Here is an 18,891-nt window from a genome sequence, read left to right as displayed (position 1 = left end):
GCACCACCAAAAGGGGTGAACGGTCGTAACTTTCCCGTGCGGGTCGCGTTCTGTCGCGCTAAGAGATCACACGGTCACCGAAGGCGGGCCGAAAATCACACGAAAACGCCCCGAGGCGCGTCTCACGGCACCTCGGGGCGTTCGGGTTCGCTCACGCGGCGGCGAGTTCCCGCCGTTCGGCTCTCCTGCGCGCGGCGACGCCCGGATCGAGCGCCGGTACGGCCGCCAGGAGCTGCTTGGTGTAATCCTCGCGCGGCGAGTCGTACACCTCGTCGGCGGGCCCCTCCTCGACGATCCGGCCCTGCCGCATGACGGCCACCCGGTCGCTGACCTGGCGGACGACGGCGAGGTCGTGGGCGACGAAGACGAGGGCGAGGCCCAGTTCGCGCTGGAGCTCGCCCAGGAGGGCGACGACCTGCGCCTGCGTGGTGACGTCGAGCGCCGAGACGGGCTCGTCGCAGACGATCACGCGCGGGTCGGCCGCCAGCGCGCGGGCGATGCCGACGCGCTGGCGCTGGCCGCCGCTGAACTCGTGCGGGTAGCGGTCGTAGTGCCCCGCTTCCAGGCCGACGCGCTCCAGGAGCTGCGTCACCCGCGCGCGGATGCCCTTCTCGTCCCGCTCGCCCCGCGCGCGCAGGGGGTCGGCGATCGACTCGCCCACGGTGCGGCGGGGGTTGAGGGAGGAGACGGGGTCCTGGAACACCATCTGGACGGCGGGGTCCACGCGCGTGTGCGCGTGCCCGTCGTAACGGATCTCGCCCGCCGTGGGCTTCAGGAGGCCCACCAGCATGCGTCCCAGGGTGGTCTTGCCGCTGCCGCTCTCGCCGACGACCCCGAGGGTCTCGCCCCGGCGGACGGTCAGGGAGACCCCGTCGACGGCCGCGAACGCCTTCTTGCCACGCCCGAACTCGCGCCGCAGACCGGTGGCTTCGAGGACGACGTCGTCGGTCGCCTCGGAGACCGTGCGCCGTACGTCCACGCGCGGGACGGCGCCGAGCAGCTCGCGCGTGTACGCGTCCTTCGGGGCGGCGAGGACGTCCCCGATCGCGCCGTGCTCGACGAGCCTGCCGTGGCGCATGACGAGGACGTCGTCGACACTCTCGGCGGCCACGCCCACGTCGTGGGTGACCAGCAGGAGGCCCATGCCGGTCTCCTCGCGCAGGGTGTGCAGCAGGTCGAGGATCTGGGCCTGGACGGTGACGTCGAGGGCCGTGGTGGGCTCGTCGGCGATCAGCAGGTCCGGTTCGCAGGCGAGGGCCATCGCGATCAGCGCGCGCTGGCGCATGCCGCCGCTGAACTCGTGCGGCCGCGACCGGGCCCGGCGGGCCGCGTCGGGGATGCCGACCCGGTCCAGGACCTCGACGGCACGCGCGCGGGCGGCACGCTTCGCCGCGCGCGTGTGCACGCGGTACACCTCGGCGATCTGGTCACCGATCGCGTAGTACGGGTCCAGGGACGACAGCGGGTCCTGGAAGACCATCGCCGCCTTCCCGCCGCGCAGCCGCCGCAGCTCCTCGTCCGAGGCGTCCTGGACGGCCGTCCCGGCGACGGTCACGGAGCCGCCCACACGCGCTCCAGTGCCCCTGTGCAGGCCCAGGAGCGCCGAGGCGACCGTGGACTTGCCGGAGCCCGATTCGCCGACCAGAGCGAGCGCCGAGCCCTCCTGGAGGGTGAAGGAGAGGCCGTCGACGGCCTTCAGGGCGCCGAACTCGACCGTGAGGCCGCTGACTTCCACGAGGCTCACGCGAGCACCACCCGTCGGTCGGCCAGCGCGTACAGGACGTCCGCGACGGCGTTGGCGAGAACCACGAAGAACCCGATGACCAGGACCATGCCGACGACGACCGGGAGGTCGACGACGCTGACCGCGTGGACCAGCTCCTGGCCGATGCCGGGCAGACCGAACAGGGTCTCGATGAGGACGGCGCCACCCACCGCGCTGCCGAAGTCGTTGGCGTTGAGCGCGATGACCGGGGCGAACGCGCCGCGCAGGGCGTGCCGCCCGATGACCGCCCGCTCGCCGACGCCGTACGCGCGGAAGGTGCGGATGTGGTCCTCCGCGAGGGTCTCCAGCATCGATGTCCGCGTGACGCGCGCGAAGTAGGCGGCCTCGGCGAGCGCGAGGGTGAGCCAGGGCAGCAGGAGGTTCCACGCCCACTGTTCGGGGTCGTCGGAGAAGTTGACGTACTGCGGGAACGGCAGCAGTTCGAGCTGCCCGCAGACGACGATCATCAGCAGCAGGCCGATGACGAAGACCGGCATGGCGATCCCGGCGAGGGTGACGGCGGTCAGCGCGCGCTCGGTGAACCGGCCGCGCCGCCACACCGACAGCACGCCCGTGCCGACGCCCAGGATCAGCCACAGGACCATCGCGCCGAACACCAGCGACAGGCTGACCGGGAGCTTGCCGAGGATCGTCTCGGTGACCTGCTGGCCGGTCTGGTACGACATGCCGAGGCAGGGCGCCGAGCAGTGCTCGACGGAGGTACCGGTCGAGTAGTCGTGGCCGACGACGATCCCCTGGAGGAAGTCCCAGTAGCGCAGGTACAGCGGGTCGTCGAGCCTGAGCTGTTCGGTGACCTGTCGGACCTGTTCCGGCGAGCAGCGCGGGCCGCAGGTGATCTGGGCGACGTTGCCGGGGGTGACGTAGAAGACCACGTAGATGATCGCCGAGAGGGCGATCAGCGTGAGGACGACGCCGATCAGGCGGCGCACGAGGAATCCGGCGAGACCGTTCACTTCGCGGCCTCCTTCGCGGTCTCGGCCTTCGCCTCCTGCTTACGGCCCGTCCCCACGCGCAGGCGCGAGGCCGCGCGCGGGTCGAGGGCGACGCGTACGCCGTCGGCGAGGACCATGAGGGCCAGCACCGTGACGAACAGCGCGCCCGCGGGGAACAGCAGGTACTGCGGAGCCGTCTGGTACCAGACGTTGGCCGAGGTGAGCATCTGTCCCCAGGACGGGGTGGGCGGTTTGACGCCGACACCGAGGAACGACAGTGCGGCCTCGATGGCGATGTTGGCGGGTGCCATCAGCGCGGCGTACGTGATGACCGGTGCGGCGAGCCCGGGGAGGATGTCGCGGCGCGCGACGCGCCAGGTGCTCCACCCGCTGAGGCGCGCGGCGGCGACGTAGTCGCGCTCCTTGAGGGTGAGCGTCTGCGCGCGGGCGATCTTCCCGATCGTCCCCCAGGCGACGAACCCGATGACGAACGCGACGAGCACGGGGCGCGGGACGCTGTCCGGTACGACGGCCAGCAGCGCGAGCGCCATGATGATCAGCGGCATCGCGACGATGATGTCCGTGATCCGGCTCAACAGTTGATCAACCCATCGGTTGCCGAGCGCGGCCGTGACGCCGACGACGACCCCGAGGACGACCTGGACGACGGTCGCCGCGAGCGCGACCCCGAGGGAGACGCGCGCGCCGTAGACGAGGCGCGCGAACAGGTCGCGGCCGGTCTGCGGTTCGACGCCGAACCAGTGGTCGGCGCTGATGCCGCCGAAGGACCCGACGGGTACGCCGCCGCGCGCCGAGTCGACCAGGTCGGGGTGGTAGGTGGTGGGGTCCTGGCCCTCCAGGGCGGTGAGGAGGGGCGCGGCGAGCGCGACCAGGACGAGGAGGGCGACGACGGCCGCCGCGACCATGGCGGCACGCTGCGCGCGCAGCCGCCGCCAGAACTGACGGGCACCCGAAACCCCCGGGACGGCGGTGTCCGTCCCGGGGGTCTGGGTGGCGTGGAGTGCCTGACTCATGTTGATTGCTTGATCGTCATTGAGTGTGTGTAGGGACTACTTGACCGCGACCTGGGAGATGTCCAGGACACCCGTCCAGTCACTGATCACGACGTTCTTGATGTCCTTGCCGTAGAGCCGCTTGTAGACGGGGTGGAACAGCGGGACGGTCAGCGCCTGCTCGCCGATCTTCTTGTCGAGGGCGCCCCACCGCTTGGCGGCGGCGTCGAGGTCGGTCAACTTGTTGATCGCGTCGATCTCGTCGTTGACCGCCTTGTCGTTCAGCTGGGCGGTGTTGAAGTTCGCGCCGTCCTTGACGATCTGGCGGCCGTCGAAGATGGGGGCGAGGAACGGGCCGCCGGAGGGCCAGTCGGCACCCCAGTGGGCGAGGAAGAAGCCAGGCTCGGTCTTCACGCTCTGGATGGTGTCGGAGTAGTCGTTGTCCTCCAGACCCTGGAGCTTGACCGTGATGCCGGCCTTCTTGAGCGCGTCCTGGATCGCGGTCGCGATCTCGGGGCTCGTCTCGAAGTTCTTGTCGTTGGAATGCGTCAGCGTGACGGTCAGCCCGTTCGGGTGGCCCGCCTCCTTCAGCAGCTCCCTGGCCTTGGCGGCGTTGCCCGTAGCACCGGCCGGGAAGAGGTCGTACGGCGTGTAGCCGAAGGACTTCTGGTTCGGCAGGTAGGTGGTGGCGGCCTCGGCGAGCGCGGAGCCGCCGGCCGCGTTGATCACGGAGGAGCGGTCGACGGCGTAGGCGATCGCCTGGCGCACCTTCGGGTCGTCGAACGGCTTCACCTTCGGGTTGAAGGCGATGTAGTTCGTGTAGCCGAAGTGACCGGTGCCCACGCGCGAGGCGAGGCTCTTGTCGCCGGTCACCTTCGCCAGCTCGGCCGGGCCGAGGTTGGTGTCCGTGGTGACCGCGGCGGCGTCCGCGCCCTGGGACGCCGACAGCCGCTGGTTGATCACCGCGGAGTCGAGACCGGAGCGTACGTCGATCTTGTCCGGGTACGCCTTGCGCTCGGCGTCGGTCGCGGCGGACCAGTTGGGGTTGCGCTCCAGGACGACGTGCTCGCCGTTGTTCTCGTTCGTGACGACCTTGTAGGGGCCGGACGAGACCGGGTGCTCGACGTACTTGGTGCCGGTGTCCTTGGCCTTCGGGACCGGCGCGAACTGCGTCTGCGTGGCCAGGAAGGGGAACTCGCCCTCGGGCTTGTTCAGGTGGAAGACGATGGTCCGCGCGTCCGGCGTCTCGATCGCCGCGAGGCCCTTGGGGTCCTTGTAGGGGCCCTGGTAGCCGGCGGCGCCGACCAGCCAGTCCCGCAGGTAGGGGGCGCCGCCGGACAGCTCGGGCGCGAAGGAGCGCTCGATGCCGTACTTGATGTCAGCGGTCGTGATCGGCGTGCCGTCCTCGTACTTGAGGCCCTCCTTGAGGGTGTACGTCCACACGGTCGCGTCCTTGTTGGGACGGCCGGTGTCGGTGGCGAGGTCGGGGACGACCTTCGCGCCCTCGGCACCGTTCTCGCGGTTGCGGGTGGTGAGCGTGCGGAAGAGGAGGGAGGGGACGTTGCCGCCGCCCGAGGTGTAGAGGCGGGCCGGGTCCAGGTTCTTCTGGGGGTTGGCGTTCAGCACCGAAAGGGTGCCGCCCTTGTGGGGCGTGGCGTCGGCGCCGGAGGAGCCCTTGGCGTCGCTGTCCTCCGGCCCGCAGGCGGCGACACCCGCTGCCACCACCAGGCTGACGGACGCCGCGGCCACGCGGCGGGCTATGACGGACGGTTGACGCATCGGTGGGGGCCTCTCGATTGACCGGACCGGTCGGGTTGACCGGGCTGATGGTGTTGACCGTGGGGTTGATTCAGTGGACCGACTTGATCGGATCACCGCACATCTCGACAGCCGTCCCGGAATTCGAGACAGATTGACGAGGAGTGAGACGATCGCGGACAGACGTCTGCCCCGGCGGCGGAGAGTCGAAAAAACGTGGCCTGGGCCACGGCGTAAGGCTGGGGATCCGACGCGCGCACGCATGAGGGCGGTGGCGTCAGCAACAGTGGATGTCGGCTACGCAGAGCGCGGTCACGCCGATGAGCGCGAGCTCGATGGCCGCGCTGGCGACGACATGACTAGACCACATGAGCAGAAATATGAACGAAAATCGGTGCGCATGTCAACGTGACTTATGAGCCGTTTGTCAACTACCCGGGTACGCCCAGGGGTTGGGCCTGCACCGGATCCCCTTGAAGACCAGGAACTTCGTCTGCTGCTGCATGACGGGAGCCAGGTCACCCTGCTTGTCGCACGTCTCGTGCCCGTACCCGAGCCGGTGCCCCACCTCGTGGTTGATCAGCATCTGCCGGTACAGGTACATCTGGTCGCCGTAGGTCTCCGAGCCCTGCGCCCAGCGGTACGCGTTGATCATCACGCGCTCGGTGGCGGTGGAGTTGCAGGACACGTTGTCCTGCGTGGTGTCCAGGCCGGACTTGTCGCACCAGAAGGCGGTGGTGCCGGGGCTCGCGAGCGTGATGACGAAATCCGGCCTTCCGCTGTAGATCCGCTCGAAGGTACGGGCGCCGTTGTGCGCCCAGCTCCGGTTGTCGTTCAAGGTCTTCTGCACGGCCTGCGCGAACAGCCCGCCGTCAAGACCGAGCCCCTGTTCGACGTCGACGCGGTAGCTGTACTTCCGGCCCTTCCCCGGCGCCTTGTCGACGCCCGGCACCGCGTCGAACTTCCCCGACCCCTTGAGGTCCGCGGCCAGCGGGTACTTCGCGGCCATCCTCTCGTCGTACGACAGCGGCTTCACGGCCGCCGACGTGGACGGGCTGGGCACGATGCCCACCGCGCCGCCCGCCTGCGTGGACTGTTCGCTGCGCGACTCGGTGCGGGCCGTGTCGTCGCTCTCGCCGTCGGTGACCTGTCCGGCGACGACCACGGCGAGGACGGTGGTGACGGCCGCCGCGGCGATGCCGGTGAAGGCGCGGCCCTTGGTGCTCTTCGTCGAGGCCGGGGCCTCGGCGTCGATATCGGGGTTGATCGGGTTGATCGGATCGACCAGGTTGAGCGGAGTCGATGGATGGTCGATACCTCGATCAACACCATCACGTCGATCAAGTCGGTCAATGAGATCGACGTCCATATGGACAGCCGTGTCCATACGACCGGACCTGTTGACCGTGTTGACGGCACGACCGCCGCCGTCCACCTGAACCGGCGCATCCCCGAACGCGTCCACATACTCCTGCCGCGGTCCACCCCCCACCCGCGGCCTCGGCACGACAGACGGCCGCCCTGCGCCGCCCTCCCCGAACGCACCCCAGCCGCCCCCGGCCTCCCGCTGCTCGGGATGCCCCCCGCGCACCGGCGGGAACCCGTGCGCGGGCGTCCCGTCGAGCGGCACGAAACCGTAAGGAGGCGTCCCTTGGGGAACACCCCCGTGAGGGCCGCCCCCATAGGGCGCCCCGTTCCCGCGATAGGGCCCGGCGGACGGCGCCCCGCTCTCGTGCCAGGACGTCTCGGCGTTGCGCGTGGGCAGCGGAGGCCGCTCACCGGAGCCGCCCCCGAAACCGCCCCGCGTGGACGCGGCACCCTCGGAAGGAGCCCCGTTCTGCGCGGCGCCTCCGGCGACCTTCTTCGCCGGTTTCGGCGCGGGCCCTCGTCGGCTGTGCCGTCCCACGCGCCTCAGCTCCCGGCGCCGGCGGTCGAGGCGAGGAGGTCCCGGAAGGCGGCGGCGACGGCCTCCGGGTACTCCATCATCGCGACGTGCCCGGCGTCGGGGAGGGTGACCAGCCGGGAGTCCCGGAAGGTGCGTTCCGCCTTGCGGGCCATGCGGTAGCCGACGAGCTGGTCGCGGGCGCCGTAGACCAGCAGCGTGGGGGCGAGGACGCGGGCGGCCTGGCGCCACATGTTGTGCTGGCCGCCGAGGGTGTAGGAGTTGACGAGCCCGCGCGCGGAACGCGTCATGGCGTCCCAGAAGTACGGCAGCCGCAGCCGCCGCTCCATCTCCTCCACGGCGGCCCGGAAGCCCTCCGGGGTCACCTGGGCGGGATCGCCGTAGCACAGCGCCATGACACCCCGGACGCGGTCCTCCGGCGTCCAGTCGCGGCTGAGGCGGGCGAAGAGCGCGGTGACGCCGGGGACGGCGAGCAGGCCGGTCGGGACGGCGGTGCGCTGGACGCGGATCTCGGGGAGGGCCGGCGAGACCAGGGTGAGCGTGCGGACCAGGTCGGGCCGGACGGCGGCCACGCGCGTGGAGACCGCGCCGCCGAGGGAGTTGCCGAACAGGTGGACCGGGCCGCGCCCCGAGGAGTCGAGGAGGTGGATGACCGCGCGCGCGTGCGCGGAGACCGAGTAGTTGCCGTCGTCCGGGGGCGGGGAGTCGCCGAAGCCCGGCAGGTCGACCGCCTCGCCGTCGACGTCGCCCTCCAGGCGCTGCATCAGATCCGACCAGTTCTGCGAGGAACCGCCCAGACCGTGGACGTACAGCGCCGGGGGCAGCCCCGCGCGCGCGGGTGGCCTGGAACGAACGGAAAGCGTCACACCGGGCAGCCGTACGGACCTGAGGTGCTCGCCTTCCGCGACCCGGACGGGCAACACCTTGGGAAAGGCGTTGGCGGGCGGCGGAGTTGGCACCTCGGTCGAAGACATGCGGCAATGTTACGAGAGGATCACACACCCTTACACGCGATCAGCGCCACAGAAGGCGTGACAGAACGCACAAGGGGGGAACGGAACCGATCACGCACGAATGCGATCGGTCCGTGGGTGTCACCGCCCGCGCGACGTGGCACCCGCGCGGGACGTCTCCTAGGCTCGAAGGCGACTCGGAACCACCCGGGCCCACCGGAATCACCCGCACCCCCGTGGACAGGGAGACCCGCCATGGCCACCGATCCCGTCGACCCCACCGACCCGGACACCTTCGAGCACGACGGCCGGCCGGACGGCCAGGTCGCCGTCGAGGCCCCCGAGAACGACACCGCCGAGCAGCGCGCGGAGCTGACCCCGGCCGGGGACGACTCCCTGGAGGACGCGGACCCGACCCGGGCCGCCGAGGGGGACCTGCTGGAGCAGTCCCGGGTGGTAGCTCAGGACGAGGACGACTACCGCTGAACGGCGCGCGGCCGGCCGAGAGCGCCTCGTATGCCCGGTACGCGCCGGGCCGAAACCCCTCGCGTCACTTCTGTGCGGCTTTTCCCACCACCCCGGTCCGTGAAATTCTGCGCTCGCACCGCGCACACCACGGTTACCGAAAAGTACGATGGCCGCGCGGCCAGCACAGCACACCGCATGTGGACGACTTTGGGAGGCGGCGTGACAGCCATCGAGCAGACTGAGGCTACGCGCCCGCGAGGCACGCGCCTGCCGCGCCGTGCCCGGCGGAACCAGTTGCTGGGCGCCGCCCAGGAAGTGTTCGTGGCACAGGGCTACCACTCGGCCGCCATGGACGACATCGCCGAACGCGCGGGCGTCAGCAAGCCGGTGCTCTACCAGCACTTTCCGGGCAAGCTCGACCTGTACCTGGCGCTCCTCGACCAGCACTGCGAGGCGCTGATCCAGGCGGTGCGCACGGCACTGGCGTCGACGACCGACAACAAGCAGCGCGTGCGCGCGACGATGGACGCGTACTTCGCGTACGTGGAGGACGAGGGCGGCGCCTTCCGGCTGGTCTTCGAGTCCGACCTGACGAACGAACCGGCTGTGCGCGAGCGCGTCGACAAGGTGACGAACGAGTGCGCCGAGGCGATCTGCGACGTCATCGCCGAGGACACGGGCCTCTCGCGCGCGGAGTCGATGCTGCTGGCCTCCGGCCTCGGCGGGCTCGCGCAGGTCGTCGCCCGGTCCTGGCTGCACAGCGACCGCAGCGTCCCGCGCGACCAGGCCGTCCAGTTGCTGGCGTCGCTCGCCTGGCGCGGCATCGCCGGCTTCCCGCTGCACGGCGTCGAGCAGCACGGCACGGACGCGCACTGACGCGCGGTTCGCGTTTTTGTTCCCGGACGGTGTTCGCTCCTGGCGTGGGTGGCCCGCGCCGTGTCCGTCGCCCCGCCGGGCTAATGTGTGCAGCGTACGGCGCGGACGCCCGCGCACCTCACTGACCGTCGGAGGGACATAGCCGTGGAGGTCAAGATCGGCGTGCAGCACGCGCCCCGCGAGATCGTTCTGGAGAGCGGTCAGAGTGCCGAGGAGGTCGAGCGGGCCGTGGCCGAGGCACTGGCGGGCCAGTCGTCGCTGCTCAGCCTCGTGGACGACCACGGGCGCAAGGTCCTGGTCCCGGCGGACCGTCTGGCCTACGTGGAGCTCGGCGAGCCGGCTCCGCGCAAGGTGGGCTTCGGCGCGTAAGGCACCCACACGCGGCAAGGGCCCGGCGACTGTCACCAGTCGCCGGGCCCTTGATCGTTCCTTCACGGACGGAGCACATCTCCCGCACAGGGGAGGATTGCATTCCGCAGGTCACGGGTATGACCGCTACGACCTTGGTGCACGGGACGGCCGTACGGGAGGGACCCACATGATCTTCGAAGCGCTCGCCTCCGCGCTGCTCGGTCTGGCGCTCGCGTGGGCAGCGGTCCGCCGCCTCCCGCACCGCCTCCCGGCCGCCTCCCTGGTCCTGACGACCGGCACGGCCGGAGCCCTGTTCGGCGACTTCGTCACGCACACGGCGTTCGCCTCGGGCCTGCTGCCGAGCCTGACGGGAGCGGTCGTGGTGGCGACGGCGTCCCTGTCCCTGCTGCTGCGCCCGTCGGCGGGGCGCCTGCGGGAGCGATCGATCCCGGCGTGACGCCGGGACGCACACGCGGGCGCGGGTGACTCCCCCCGCGCCCCTCGCGCTCCGAGCCCTCCGCTCCCTTGACGCCCTCTCAGGAAGCCGCCCCTGAGCGGCCCCCGCAAGCCGTCGGCCCCGAGCAGTGCGCTACGCCGCCAGCCCCAGCGCGGCCATCCGCTTCGTGTGCGCCTCGGTGATCCGCGAGAACATCCGCCCCACCTCCGCGAGGTCGAACCCGTCGGCCACCCCGCCGACCAGCATCGTCGACAGCGCGTCCCGCTCGGCAACCACCCGCTGGGACTGCGACAGCGCCTCCCCCATCAGCCTGCGCGCCCACAGCGCGAGCCGTCCGCCCACGCGCGGGTCGGCGTCGATGGCCGCGCGCACGCGCTCGACGGCGAACCCGGCGTGACCGGTGTCGTCGAGGACGGCGAGCACCAGCGCGCGGGTGTCGGAGTCGAGCCGGGCCGCGACCTCCCGGTAGAAGTCGCTGGCGATGGAGTCACCGACGTACGCCTTGACGAGCCCTTCCAGCCAGTCGGAGGGGGCCGTCTGCCGGTGGAAGCCGTCGAGGGCGGCGACGAACGGCTCCATGGCCTCGGTGGGCTCCGCGCCGATCTCGGTGATCCGGTCCCGCAGCCGCTCGAAGTGGTGGAACTCGGCGGACGCCATCTTCGCCAGTTCCGCCTTGTCCGCGAGGGTGGGCGCGAGCTTCGCGTCCTCCGCGAGCCGTTCGAACGCCGCGAGCTCGCCGTAGGCCAGCGCTCCGAGGAGGTCCACGACGGCGGCCCGGTACTGCGGCTCGGTGGCCGCGTGCTCCCAGTCCTGGGCGGCGATGCCGGTGTGCTCGGGGGTTTCGGCGGACTCGTTGGCGTGGTCAGACGTCGTCATGAAACGCACAATAGTCCGCCGCCGAGCGGGGTCTCGGCCGTACGGCCGCGGGGCCCGAACCCTGTGAGAACCATGACGTGACCGAATCGGCCATCACATGTGCACGATTCCGGGGTATGGTGGTAATGCGCCTGCTGGTACCTCCCCGTACCAAGCGGGCCCATGTATGAGGATGCCCGGTCGCTGGCCCGATCGGCTCCGACCCGACAGCCCTCCTGTTCCGTACGGCACATCGCGTACGGCGTCCGGAGGGACCCTCAGCGGTACGAGCGCTAGAGCGTCGGCAGAGGTCCCGTGCCCTACGGCTGGTCCGTAAGGCCGCCGACGTCCCCCGGCACGGTCCGTCAAAGACCCCCGCGCTCGCCTCGCACCGCGTACACAGAAGAGGCAGCACCCTGACTACGACGTTCAGAGATCTCGGAATCCTTCCCGAGACGGCCGAGGCCCTTGAGGCCGTCGGCATCATCAACCCCTTCCCCATCCAGGAGATGACCCTCCCCGTCGCCCTCAGCGGCACGGACATCATCGGCCAGGCCAAGACGGGCACCGGCAAGACGCTGGGCTTCGGTCTGCCGCTCCTGGAGCGCGTCACCGTCCCCGCGGACGTCGAGGCCGGCCGCGCGGCCCCTGAGGCCCTCACAGACGCTCCGCAGGCCCTCGTCGTCGTCCCCACCCGCGAGCTGTGCACGCAGGTGACGAACGACCTGCTGACCGCGGGCAAGGTCCGCAACGTGCGTGTGACGGCGATCTACGGCGGGCGCGCGTACGAACCGCAGGTCGAGGCCCTCAAGAAGGGCGTCGACGTCGTCGTCGGCACCCCCGGGCGTCTGCTCGACCTCGCGGGCCAGAAGAAGCTCGACCTCAAGCACGTCCGGTGCCTGGTCCTCGACGAGGCCGACGAGATGCTCGACCTGGGCTTCCTGCCCGACGTCGAGAAGATCATGGACATGCTGCCGGCGCGGCGTCAGACGATGCTGTTCTCGGCCACCATGCCGGGCGCCGTCATCGGCCTCGCGCGCCGGTACATGTCCCAGCCGACGCACATCCGTGCGACCGCGCCGGACGACGAGGGCGCGACCGTCGCGAACATCGCGCAGCACGTCTACCGCGCGCACTCGATGGACAAGCCCGAGATGGTCGCCCGCATCCTGCAGGCCGAGGGCCGCGCGCTCGCGATGGTCTTCTGCCGCACCAAGCGCACGGCCGCCGACATCGCCGAGCAGCTGGAGCGCCGCGGGTTCGCCTCCGGCGCGGTCCACGGCGACCTCGGCCAGGGCGCGCGCGAGCAGGCGCTGCGCGCGTTCCGCAACGGCAAGGTCGACGTCCTGGTGTGCACCGACGTCGCCGCGCGCGGGATCGACGTCGAGAACGTCACCCACGTCATCAACTACCAGTCCCCCGAGGACGAGAAGACGTACCTGCACCGCATCGGCCGCACCGGCCGCGCGGGCGCGTCGGGTACGGCGATCACCCTCGTCGACTGGGACGACATCCCGCGCTGGCAGCTCATCAACAAGGCGCTGGAGCTCGACTTCAACGACCCGCCGGAGACGTACTCCACGTCCCCGCACCTCTTCGAGGACCTGAACATCCCGGCCGGCACGAAGGGTGTCCTGCCGCGTTCCGAGCGCACGCGCGCGGGCCTCGACGCCGAGGAGCTGGAGGACCTGGGCGAGCCGGGCGGCCGTAGCCGTGGCCGGGGCGGGCGCGGTGACCGCGACCGCCGCGGTGGCGCCGGTGACCGGGACCGCCGTCGCGGGGACGCCCCCGCCGAGGCTGGCTCCGAGCGCCCGTCGCGCACACCGCGCCGCCGTCGCCGTACGCGCAGTGGGTCGCCGCTGGAGCAGGGGGCCGCGCCCGCTGTGCCGCAGCAGCAGCCGTCCCCCGTCGCCGAGGAGTCGGCCCCGGGCGGACGTACGCCGCGCCGTCGCCGCCGTACGCGCGGTGGGGCGCAGGACGCGCCGGTGACGACGTCGGCGACGCCGTCCGTGGAGCAGGCGGCGCCCGCCGCCGAGGCCGTGGTGGAGACCGCCGAGGGCGTCGAGACCAAGCCGCGTCGCCGTACGCGCACGCGCCGGGGTGACGAGCAGCCGCAGACGCCGGTCACGGCTGTGGTGGAGGCCGCGCCGGTCGCCGCTACGACGCCGTCCGCCGCCGAGGTCGCCGTGGAGACCGTCGAGGCCGCGCCGCGTCGCCGTACGCGTACGCGCCGGAGTGACGAGGCTCCTGTGGTCGCGCCGGAGGCGTCGGCCGCTGCCGAAGCTGTGGTGGAGACGGTCGAGGCCCCTGCGGCCGAGGTCGTCGAGGTCAAGCCGCGCCGTACGCGCAAGACGGCTGCCGCCAAGGCCTCCGAAGCCGCTGCGGCCGAGGTCGTCGAGGCTCCGGCCGAGACCGCGCCGCGCCGGACGCGGAAGACCGCCGCCGCCAAGGCCGCTGAGGCCGTCGTCGACACCGTCGAAGCCGTCGAGACCAAGCCCCGCCGCACCCGCAAGACCGCCGCCACCAAGGCGGTCGAGGCGGAGGCTCCGGCCGAGACGGTCGAGGCCAAGCCGCGCCGCACCCGCAAGACCGCGGCCGCCGCGCCCGTCGAGGCCGCCGAAGCCGTGGTCGACACGGTCGAGGCGAAGCCCCGGCGTACGCGCAAGACGGCCGCCGTCAAGGCCGCCGAGGCCGCGCCGGTCGCCGAGGCTCCGGCCGAAGCCGCCGAGGCCGCGCCCCGTCGGACGCGGAAGACCGCCGCCGCCAAGGCCGCCGAAGCCGTCGTCGACACCGTCGAAGCCGTCGAGACCAAGCCCCGCCGCACCCGCAAGACCGCCGCCACCAAGGCGGTCGAGGCGGAGGCTCCGGCCGAGGTGAAGCCTCGTGCCCGTAAGGCGGCTGCCGCTGTGGAGACCGCCGAGGGCATCGAGGCGAAGCCGCGCCGTACGCGCAAGACCGCTGCCGCCAAGGCCGCAGAAGCCGCGGTGGACACGGCCGAGGGCGTCGAGGCTCCCAAGCCCCGGCGCACCCGCAAGACGGCCGCAGCCGCGGAGACGACCGAGGCCGCGGCCGAGGTGAAGCCGCGCCGCACCCGCAAGACCGCGGCCCCGGCCGAGGCCCCCGCCGCGCCCGTCGAGGCCGAGGAGCCCAAGCCCCGCCGTCGTACGACCCGGAAGGCGGCCACCGCGGCCGAGATCCCGGCGCAGGCGACGGAGGAGCCGGTGACGAAGCCGCGCCGCACCCGCAAGGCGGCGGCCGTGGAGCCCACGGACGGCTGAGCGGCAACGGATACCGACGGCCCGGTCCCCCACACGCGGGGGCCGGGCCGTCGGCGTCTCGCACGCGGGGGCGGGCCCTCCGCACCGAAGGAGCCCCGTCCGTGAGCCCGGTCGGCGTCTCGCGCGCGGGGGCGGGCCGCCGGCGTTCTCGTGGCGGGGCAGTCCCTCGGCGCCAGGGCACGCCCACCGAGGCTCTCAGGCCGATGCGTCGGCGTAGCAGCCCCGTCGCCGCCCGCCGACTCCCCAGGGCACAGCAGCTCACCGCTCCCCCGCCCCCACCTCCTCCGTCCCACCTGGATACCCTCCCCAAGTGACCTTCCCCCTGCCCCCCGCAGCCCGCCCCCTGACCCTCCGTACCGCCCGTGGCGACTTCGCGGCGATCGACACGCCCGCTTCCGGGACCGTGCCCTACAGGGGCGTCGCCCTGCTGCTCCCCGGTTTCACCGGCAGCAAGGAGGACTTCCACTTCGTGCAGGGGCCGTTGGCGGCGCGCGGGTACCGGACGGTCGCGGTGGACGGTCGGGGGCAGTACCAGTCGTACGGTCCCGAGGCGGACGAATCACCGTACGCGCAGGGCGAGTTGGCGAGGGATGTGCTCGCGCAGGCGGAACTCCTCGGTGGGCCGGTGCACTTGTTGGGGCACTCGATGGGCGGGCAGGTCGCGCGAGCCGCCGTGCTGCTCGGCCGACTGCCTTTCCGCAGCCTGACGTTGATGTCGTCGGGCCCGGCGGAGATCTCCGACTCGCAGAAGCAGCGCGTCACGATGCTGCACGAGGCGCTGGCGGTGATGAGCATGGCGGAGGTGTGGGAGGTGATCGTCGCGATGGGACCGCCGGAGGACGTCGGCGGACCGGCGAAGGGCTTCGGCACACCGGAGTTGATGCGGGCCCGTTGGACGGGTCACAGCCCTGCCCAACTCCTCGCCACGGGACGCCAGTTGTGCACGGAACCGGACCGCGTGGCCGAACTCGCCGCACTGGCGCTGCCGTTCCACGTCCTGTCGGGTTCGAGCGACGACACATGGCCGGTGCCGCTGCTGGACGAGATGGCGGTACGGCTCTCCGCGCGCCGGACGGTGATCGAGGGCGCGGACCACTCGCCGAACATGGATCAGCCCGCGTCGACCGCCGAGGCGCTGGCGGATTTCTGGGACGCGCAGACGGACGAACCGGCGGACGCGCAGGCGGGCACACAGGCAGGCACACAAACGCCCCGGCAGACGGCCGAGCGAGCGGACGACCTCGCGCGCGACCCCAACTGACCCCGGACGCCCAGGAGTCAGTACTGCGTCCGGACGTGATCCCAGAACCCGTCCCGCAGCGCGCGGCGCAGATCCGCCTGCCCCCGCAGCGAGTACTGCAACACCCCCTCCGCCTCGACCAGCAGATCCTGGTCGACGGAGCCCGGCAGATACGGATGCCCGGGCAGCAGCTCGGCGAGATTCTCCCGGCCCCGCTCCACGAGCCACTTCGCCGCGATCTGCGCCCCCACGAACCGCACGTCCTCGCGCGTGGGCCGGTTCGCGGCGGCCCCCTCGTAGGGGACGGCGGTGCGACGGGACACGTACGGCTTGAAGAATTCGAGGTCCAGGGTGCGTTGGCTGTCGACCTCCCACAGCAGCGGCTCCGCCTGGTTGCGGCCGTCCGGCGCCTCGATCCCCCAGAGGTGGACCCGCGCGCCGTACCCCTGCGCGGCCTCGACCGCCGAGACCAGGTCCTCGTCGCCGCCGAGGAGGGCGGCGTCGCTGATCGCGCGGTGGCGGGCGAGGGATTCGAGATCTGTACGGATCAATGAATCAACGCCCTTCTGCTGATTGTTCGCGTTGAGGTTGCCCAAGCGAACCTTGACGTCGGGAAGCTCCGCGATCGACTGCTGTTCGGCGGTGTGGATGCGGCGCCTCGCTCCGTCGTACCAGTAGACCCTGAGGAGCCTGCTGTCCGCGAAGACCTGCCGGGCTCGGTCGATGAGCGCCTCCAGGAGGCCCTCGGCGTCGAGGTCGAAGGACCTGCGGTCTTCCGTGCCGGCGATCAGGCGGCCCGCCGCCGCGTAGAGATACCCCGCGTCGACGAAGATCGCGTGCGTCGAGGGCGTCTTCGCCACCTCGGCGAGCACCCGTCTGAGCAGGTCGTTCGTATGGTCGATGCGGTCCACGAGGGGCCTGAGGTCGTCGCTCATCCCGTCCATTGTCCCGCCGGTCACGCAGCGAACACAACCGATCCCGTTCAGTCTTCCCTACTGCTTGGTAGTTAGCTGTTCGAAAAATTTCCTTAGCGTAGGGAATGTTTGTAACACGAACCCCGTTGACTCCATCTGTAACAGCGATTCTCCTCAGGAGGACAACCGACGAAGGGAGAAGCCATGCGCTTCGAAATCCTGCGACTCGACGACGTCGACGGCACGCCCGTGGACTGCACAGTCGTGGACGCCGCCTCCGTCAACCGGATCGTGCAGGACGCCGCCGCCATCGGGCAGCGGCTCTGGATCCGCCCGGCAGACCGCGCCGCCTCGTAACGCGCGAGCGCATCACACTTCAGAGCCCCCGTACGGTGCCGACACCGTACGGGGGCTCTGCGTGTACGGGGTTCACGATGCGTTGACCACCTGGACAACCCCATTGATGATCTGCTGCACCGCGATCGCCGACAGCATCATCCCGGCGAGGCGCGTCACCAGTACGACGCCTCCGTCCTTGATCAACCTGATGATCAGCAGCGAGTACCGCATCACCAGCCACAGCACGACGTGGATCGCGAGGATCGCGCACCACACGGACACCTGCATGGCGACGCTGTCCGCCTTCTGCACGGCGAGGATCACCGACACGATCGCCCCGGGCCCGGCCAGCAGCGGCATCCCCAGCGGCACGAGCGCCACATTGACGTCCTTGGTCTGCTTCGGTTCGTCGCTCTTTCCCGTCAACAGATCCAGCGCGATCAACAGAAGCAACAGACCGCCCGCGATCATCAATGCGGGCACCGAGACATGCAGATAGTCAAGTATCTGGTGGCCCAGCAGGCCGAACACCGTGATCACCCCACCGGCGACACACACCGCCTGGAACGCCATCCGCTTCTGCACCTTGGCGGGCCGCCCGGAGGTGAGGGCGAGGAAGATCGGCGTGATCCCGGGGGGATCCATGATGACAAAAAGGGTGAGGAAGAGAGAGCCGAAGACAGCGACGTCGAACATGGGTGGAGGAGCCTTGGGGAGAGGTGAAGGAGAGAGGTGGACGTCAGGGCGGGGCTTCAGGGCAGGAGGCAGCGACGGCGAGGCGACGGCACACGCCGTTCACGCCTCACCGGCAGCCCTGGCCCTCAGGCTCCCCCGGCCCCCGGCACCGGGAACGCGCCCCAGGCCCGGCGCGTGATCTCGCCGTACACCTCGGGGTCGGTCGTGTACTCACCCAGCACGCACGTCTTGCGGCTGCCGTGGTAGTCGCTGGACCCGGTGACGAGGAGCCCCAGCTCCCGGGCGAGCCCCCGCAGGCGGGCCCGGGTCCCGGGGTCGTGGTCCATGTGGTCGACCTCGATGCCGTCGAGCCCCGCGGCGGCCATCTCGGCGATGGCGGAGTCGGGGACGGTGAGCCCTCGCTTACTGGCGCCGGGATGGGCGAAGACGGTGACGCCGCCGGCCGCCTTGACCAGCCGGATCGCCTCGAAGGGGTCGGTCTCGTGCTTGGCGACGTGCGCGCGGCCCCCGTCGGAGAGCCACTGTTCGGTGAAGGCGTCGCCGACGCTCGCCACGACACCGGCCTCGACGAGGGCGGCGGCCACGTGGGGACGCCCCACGGACCCGTCCCCGGCGATGCGCGCGACCTGCTCCCAGGTGACGTCGACGCCGAGGTCCTGGAGCCGGGCGACCATCGCCTGCGCGCGGGGTACCCGGTCGTCGCGGACGAGTTCGCGCTCGGCGAGGAGCGCGGGCTCCTCGGGGTCGAAGAGGTAGGCGAGCATGTGCATCGAGATGCCGTCGACACGGCAGGACAGCTCGGCGCCGGTGACGAGGGTCAGCCCCTCGGGGAGCGCGGCGATGGCCTCGCCGTATCCGCGGGTCGTGTCGTGGTCGGTGAGGGCGACGACGTCGAGCCCGGCGAGGCCCGCGTTGCGGACCAGTTCGGCGGGGGTGTCCGTGCCGTCGGAGGCGGTGGAGTGACAGTGCAGGTCGATACGCACGAGTTACTCCAGACGGGCGCGTGACGGGACGGGGGCGATCCAAGGATAACCGTCCGGAAGAGTGCGATTGTCACACCTCAACTCCAGAG

General features: G+C 71.3%; 18 protein-coding genes. 7 read left to right on the top strand and 11 right to left on the bottom strand.

Annotation, left to right across the window (positions count from 1 at the left end; genetic code table 11):
* Positions 1–151: 151 nt before the first annotated feature.
* From ACLZOT_RS09660 to ACLZOT_RS09630, 7 genes are all read right to left on the bottom strand, one after another.
* On the bottom strand, positions 152–1,744 hold the full coding sequence (locus ACLZOT_RS09660) for a dipeptide ABC transporter ATP-binding protein (RefSeq protein ID WP_416968368.1): 1,593 nt from the start codon (positions 1,742–1,744) through the stop codon (positions 152–154).
* The gene (locus tag ACLZOT_RS09655) at positions 1,741–2,739 is read right to left on the bottom strand and encodes an ABC transporter permease (protein WP_416968367.1); all 999 of its coding nucleotides are present in this window, start codon (positions 2,737–2,739) and stop codon (positions 1,741–1,743) included. The genes ACLZOT_RS09660 and ACLZOT_RS09655 overlap by 4 nt, the downstream gene beginning before the upstream one ends.
* The gene (locus tag ACLZOT_RS09650) at positions 2,736–3,752 is read right to left on the bottom strand and encodes an ABC transporter permease (RefSeq protein WP_416968366.1); all 1,017 of its coding nucleotides are present in this window, start codon (positions 3,750–3,752) and stop codon (positions 2,736–2,738) included. Before ACLZOT_RS09650 ends, ACLZOT_RS09655 begins: the two co-directional genes overlap by 4 nt.
* A 36-nt stretch (positions 3,753–3,788) precedes the next feature.
* Positions 3,789–5,510: an ABC transporter substrate-binding protein gene (locus tag ACLZOT_RS09645; protein WP_416968365.1), complete on the bottom strand. Its 1,722-nt coding sequence runs from the start codon at positions 5,508–5,510 to the stop codon at positions 3,789–3,791.
* 256 nt (positions 5,511–5,766) lie between these two features.
* A complete protein-coding gene (locus tag ACLZOT_RS09640; protein WP_416968364.1) occupies positions 5,767–5,859 on the bottom strand; it encodes an Ms4533A family Cys-rich leader peptide in 93 nt (30 codons plus the stop codon).
* Positions 5,860–5,916: 57 nt separating this feature from the next.
* Entirely contained in the window at positions 5,917–7,395 is a 1,479-nt protein-coding gene (locus tag ACLZOT_RS09635) for a DUF3152 domain-containing protein (RefSeq protein WP_416968363.1), read from the bottom strand.
* Between the two features lie 5 nt (positions 7,396–7,400).
* Positions 7,401–8,366, bottom strand: a complete 966-nt coding sequence (locus ACLZOT_RS09630) for an alpha/beta fold hydrolase (protein WP_416968362.1) — start codon at positions 8,364–8,366, stop codon at positions 7,401–7,403.
* Between the two features lie 234 nt (positions 8,367–8,600).
* On the opposite strand from ACLZOT_RS09630, the gene ACLZOT_RS09625 reads away from it, so the two are divergent.
* The 4 genes from ACLZOT_RS09625 to ACLZOT_RS09610 all read left to right on the top strand — a co-directional run bounded on the left by ACLZOT_RS09625 (position 8,601) and on the right by ACLZOT_RS09610 (position 10,497).
* Positions 8,601–8,831: a hypothetical protein gene (locus ACLZOT_RS09625; protein ID WP_416968361.1), complete on the top strand. Its 231-nt coding sequence runs from the start codon at positions 8,601–8,603 to the stop codon at positions 8,829–8,831.
* A 201-nt stretch (positions 8,832–9,032) separates the two neighbouring features.
* A complete protein-coding gene (locus ACLZOT_RS09620; protein WP_416968360.1) occupies positions 9,033–9,689 on the top strand; it encodes a TetR/AcrR family transcriptional regulator in 657 nt (218 codons plus the stop codon).
* Positions 9,690–9,833: 144 nt separating this feature from the next.
* Entirely contained in the window at positions 9,834–10,058 is a 225-nt protein-coding gene (locus ACLZOT_RS09615) for a DUF3107 domain-containing protein (RefSeq protein ID WP_010350493.1), read from the top strand.
* 169 nt (positions 10,059–10,227) lie between these two features.
* Positions 10,228–10,497 carry a hypothetical protein gene (locus ACLZOT_RS09610; protein WP_416968359.1) on the top strand — a complete coding sequence of 90 codons (270 nt, stop codon included), beginning with the start codon at positions 10,228–10,230 and terminating at the stop codon, positions 10,495–10,497.
* 132 nt (positions 10,498–10,629) lie between these two features.
* Here the strand turns inward: ACLZOT_RS09610 and ACLZOT_RS09605 are convergent, their stop codons facing one another.
* Positions 10,630–11,382 (bottom strand): ferritin-like fold-containing protein, encoded by a 753-nt coding sequence (locus ACLZOT_RS09605; protein ID WP_416968358.1) that lies wholly within the window; start codon positions 11,380–11,382, stop codon positions 10,630–10,632.
* A 479-nt stretch (positions 11,383–11,861) separates the two neighbouring features.
* Here ACLZOT_RS09605 and ACLZOT_RS09600 point away from each other — a divergent pair, with 479 nt between their 5' ends.
* Both ACLZOT_RS09600 and ACLZOT_RS09595 read left to right on the top strand, forming a co-directional pair.
* Entirely contained in the window at positions 11,862–14,630 is a 2,769-nt protein-coding gene (locus tag ACLZOT_RS09600) for a DEAD/DEAH box helicase (RefSeq protein ID WP_416968357.1), read from the top strand.
* Between the two features lie 310 nt (positions 14,631–14,940).
* Positions 14,941–15,891 carry an alpha/beta fold hydrolase gene (locus ACLZOT_RS09595; RefSeq protein ID WP_416968356.1) on the top strand — a complete coding sequence of 317 codons (951 nt, stop codon included), beginning with the start codon at positions 14,941–14,943 and terminating at the stop codon, positions 15,889–15,891.
* A 17-nt stretch (positions 15,892–15,908) separates the two neighbouring features.
* Here ACLZOT_RS09595 and ACLZOT_RS09590 read toward each other — a convergent pair whose 3' ends face one another.
* Positions 15,909–16,805: an NYN domain-containing protein gene (locus ACLZOT_RS09590; RefSeq protein ID WP_416968355.1), complete on the bottom strand. Its 897-nt coding sequence runs from the start codon at positions 16,803–16,805 to the stop codon at positions 15,909–15,911.
* A gap of 183 nt (positions 16,806–16,988) precedes the next feature.
* Between ACLZOT_RS09590 and ACLZOT_RS09585 the strand changes: the two genes are divergently transcribed.
* Entirely contained in the window at positions 16,989–17,141 is a 153-nt protein-coding gene (locus tag ACLZOT_RS09585; RefSeq protein WP_355861963.1) for a hypothetical protein, read from the top strand.
* A gap of 72 nt (positions 17,142–17,213) precedes the next feature.
* Here ACLZOT_RS09585 and ACLZOT_RS09580 read toward each other — a convergent pair whose 3' ends face one another.
* Both ACLZOT_RS09580 and ACLZOT_RS09575 read right to left on the bottom strand, forming a co-directional pair.
* Positions 17,214–17,819, bottom strand: a complete 606-nt coding sequence (locus ACLZOT_RS09580) for a MarC family protein (protein ID WP_416968354.1) — start codon at positions 17,817–17,819, stop codon at positions 17,214–17,216.
* A gap of 125 nt (positions 17,820–17,944) precedes the next feature.
* Positions 17,945–18,802: a PHP domain-containing protein gene (locus ACLZOT_RS09575; RefSeq protein ID WP_416968353.1), complete on the bottom strand. Its 858-nt coding sequence runs from the start codon at positions 18,800–18,802 to the stop codon at positions 17,945–17,947.
* Positions 18,803–18,891: the final 89 nt, after the last annotated feature.

Source organism: Streptomyces sp. 4F14 (assembly GCF_048159485.1).
Lineage (GTDB): Bacteria > Actinomycetota > Actinomycetes > Streptomycetales > Streptomycetaceae > Streptomyces.
This window is presented reverse-complemented; position numbering and strand designations above follow the sequence as displayed.

Coding starts and splice junctions, on each gene's coding strand:
- ACLZOT_RS09625 (WP_416968361.1), top strand. CDS start 8,601: ATGGCCACCGATCCCGTCGACCCCACCGACCCGGACACCTTCGAGCAC.
- ACLZOT_RS09640 (WP_416968364.1), bottom strand. CDS start 5,859: ATGTGGTCTAGTCATGTCGTCGCCAGCGCGGCCATCGAGCTCGCGCTC.
- ACLZOT_RS09650 (WP_416968366.1), bottom strand. CDS start 3,752: ATGAGTCAGGCACTCCACGCCACCCAGACCCCCGGGACGGACACCGCC.
- ACLZOT_RS09580 (WP_416968354.1), bottom strand. CDS start 17,819: ATGTTCGACGTCGCTGTCTTCGGCTCTCTCTTCCTCACCCTTTTTGTC.
- ACLZOT_RS09630 (WP_416968362.1), bottom strand. CDS start 8,366: ATGTCTTCGACCGAGGTGCCAACTCCGCCGCCCGCCAACGCCTTTCCC.
- ACLZOT_RS09610 (WP_416968359.1), top strand. CDS start 10,228: ATGATCTTCGAAGCGCTCGCCTCCGCGCTGCTCGGTCTGGCGCTCGCG.
- ACLZOT_RS09585 (WP_355861963.1), top strand. CDS start 16,989: ATGCGCTTCGAAATCCTGCGACTCGACGACGTCGACGGCACGCCCGTG.
- ACLZOT_RS09645 (WP_416968365.1), bottom strand. CDS start 5,510: ATGCGTCAACCGTCCGTCATAGCCCGCCGCGTGGCCGCGGCGTCCGTC.
- ACLZOT_RS09600 (WP_416968357.1), top strand. CDS start 11,862: ATGACCCTCCCCGTCGCCCTCAGCGGCACGGACATCATCGGCCAGGCC.
- ACLZOT_RS09590 (WP_416968355.1), bottom strand. CDS start 16,805: ATGAGCGACGACCTCAGGCCCCTCGTGGACCGCATCGACCATACGAAC.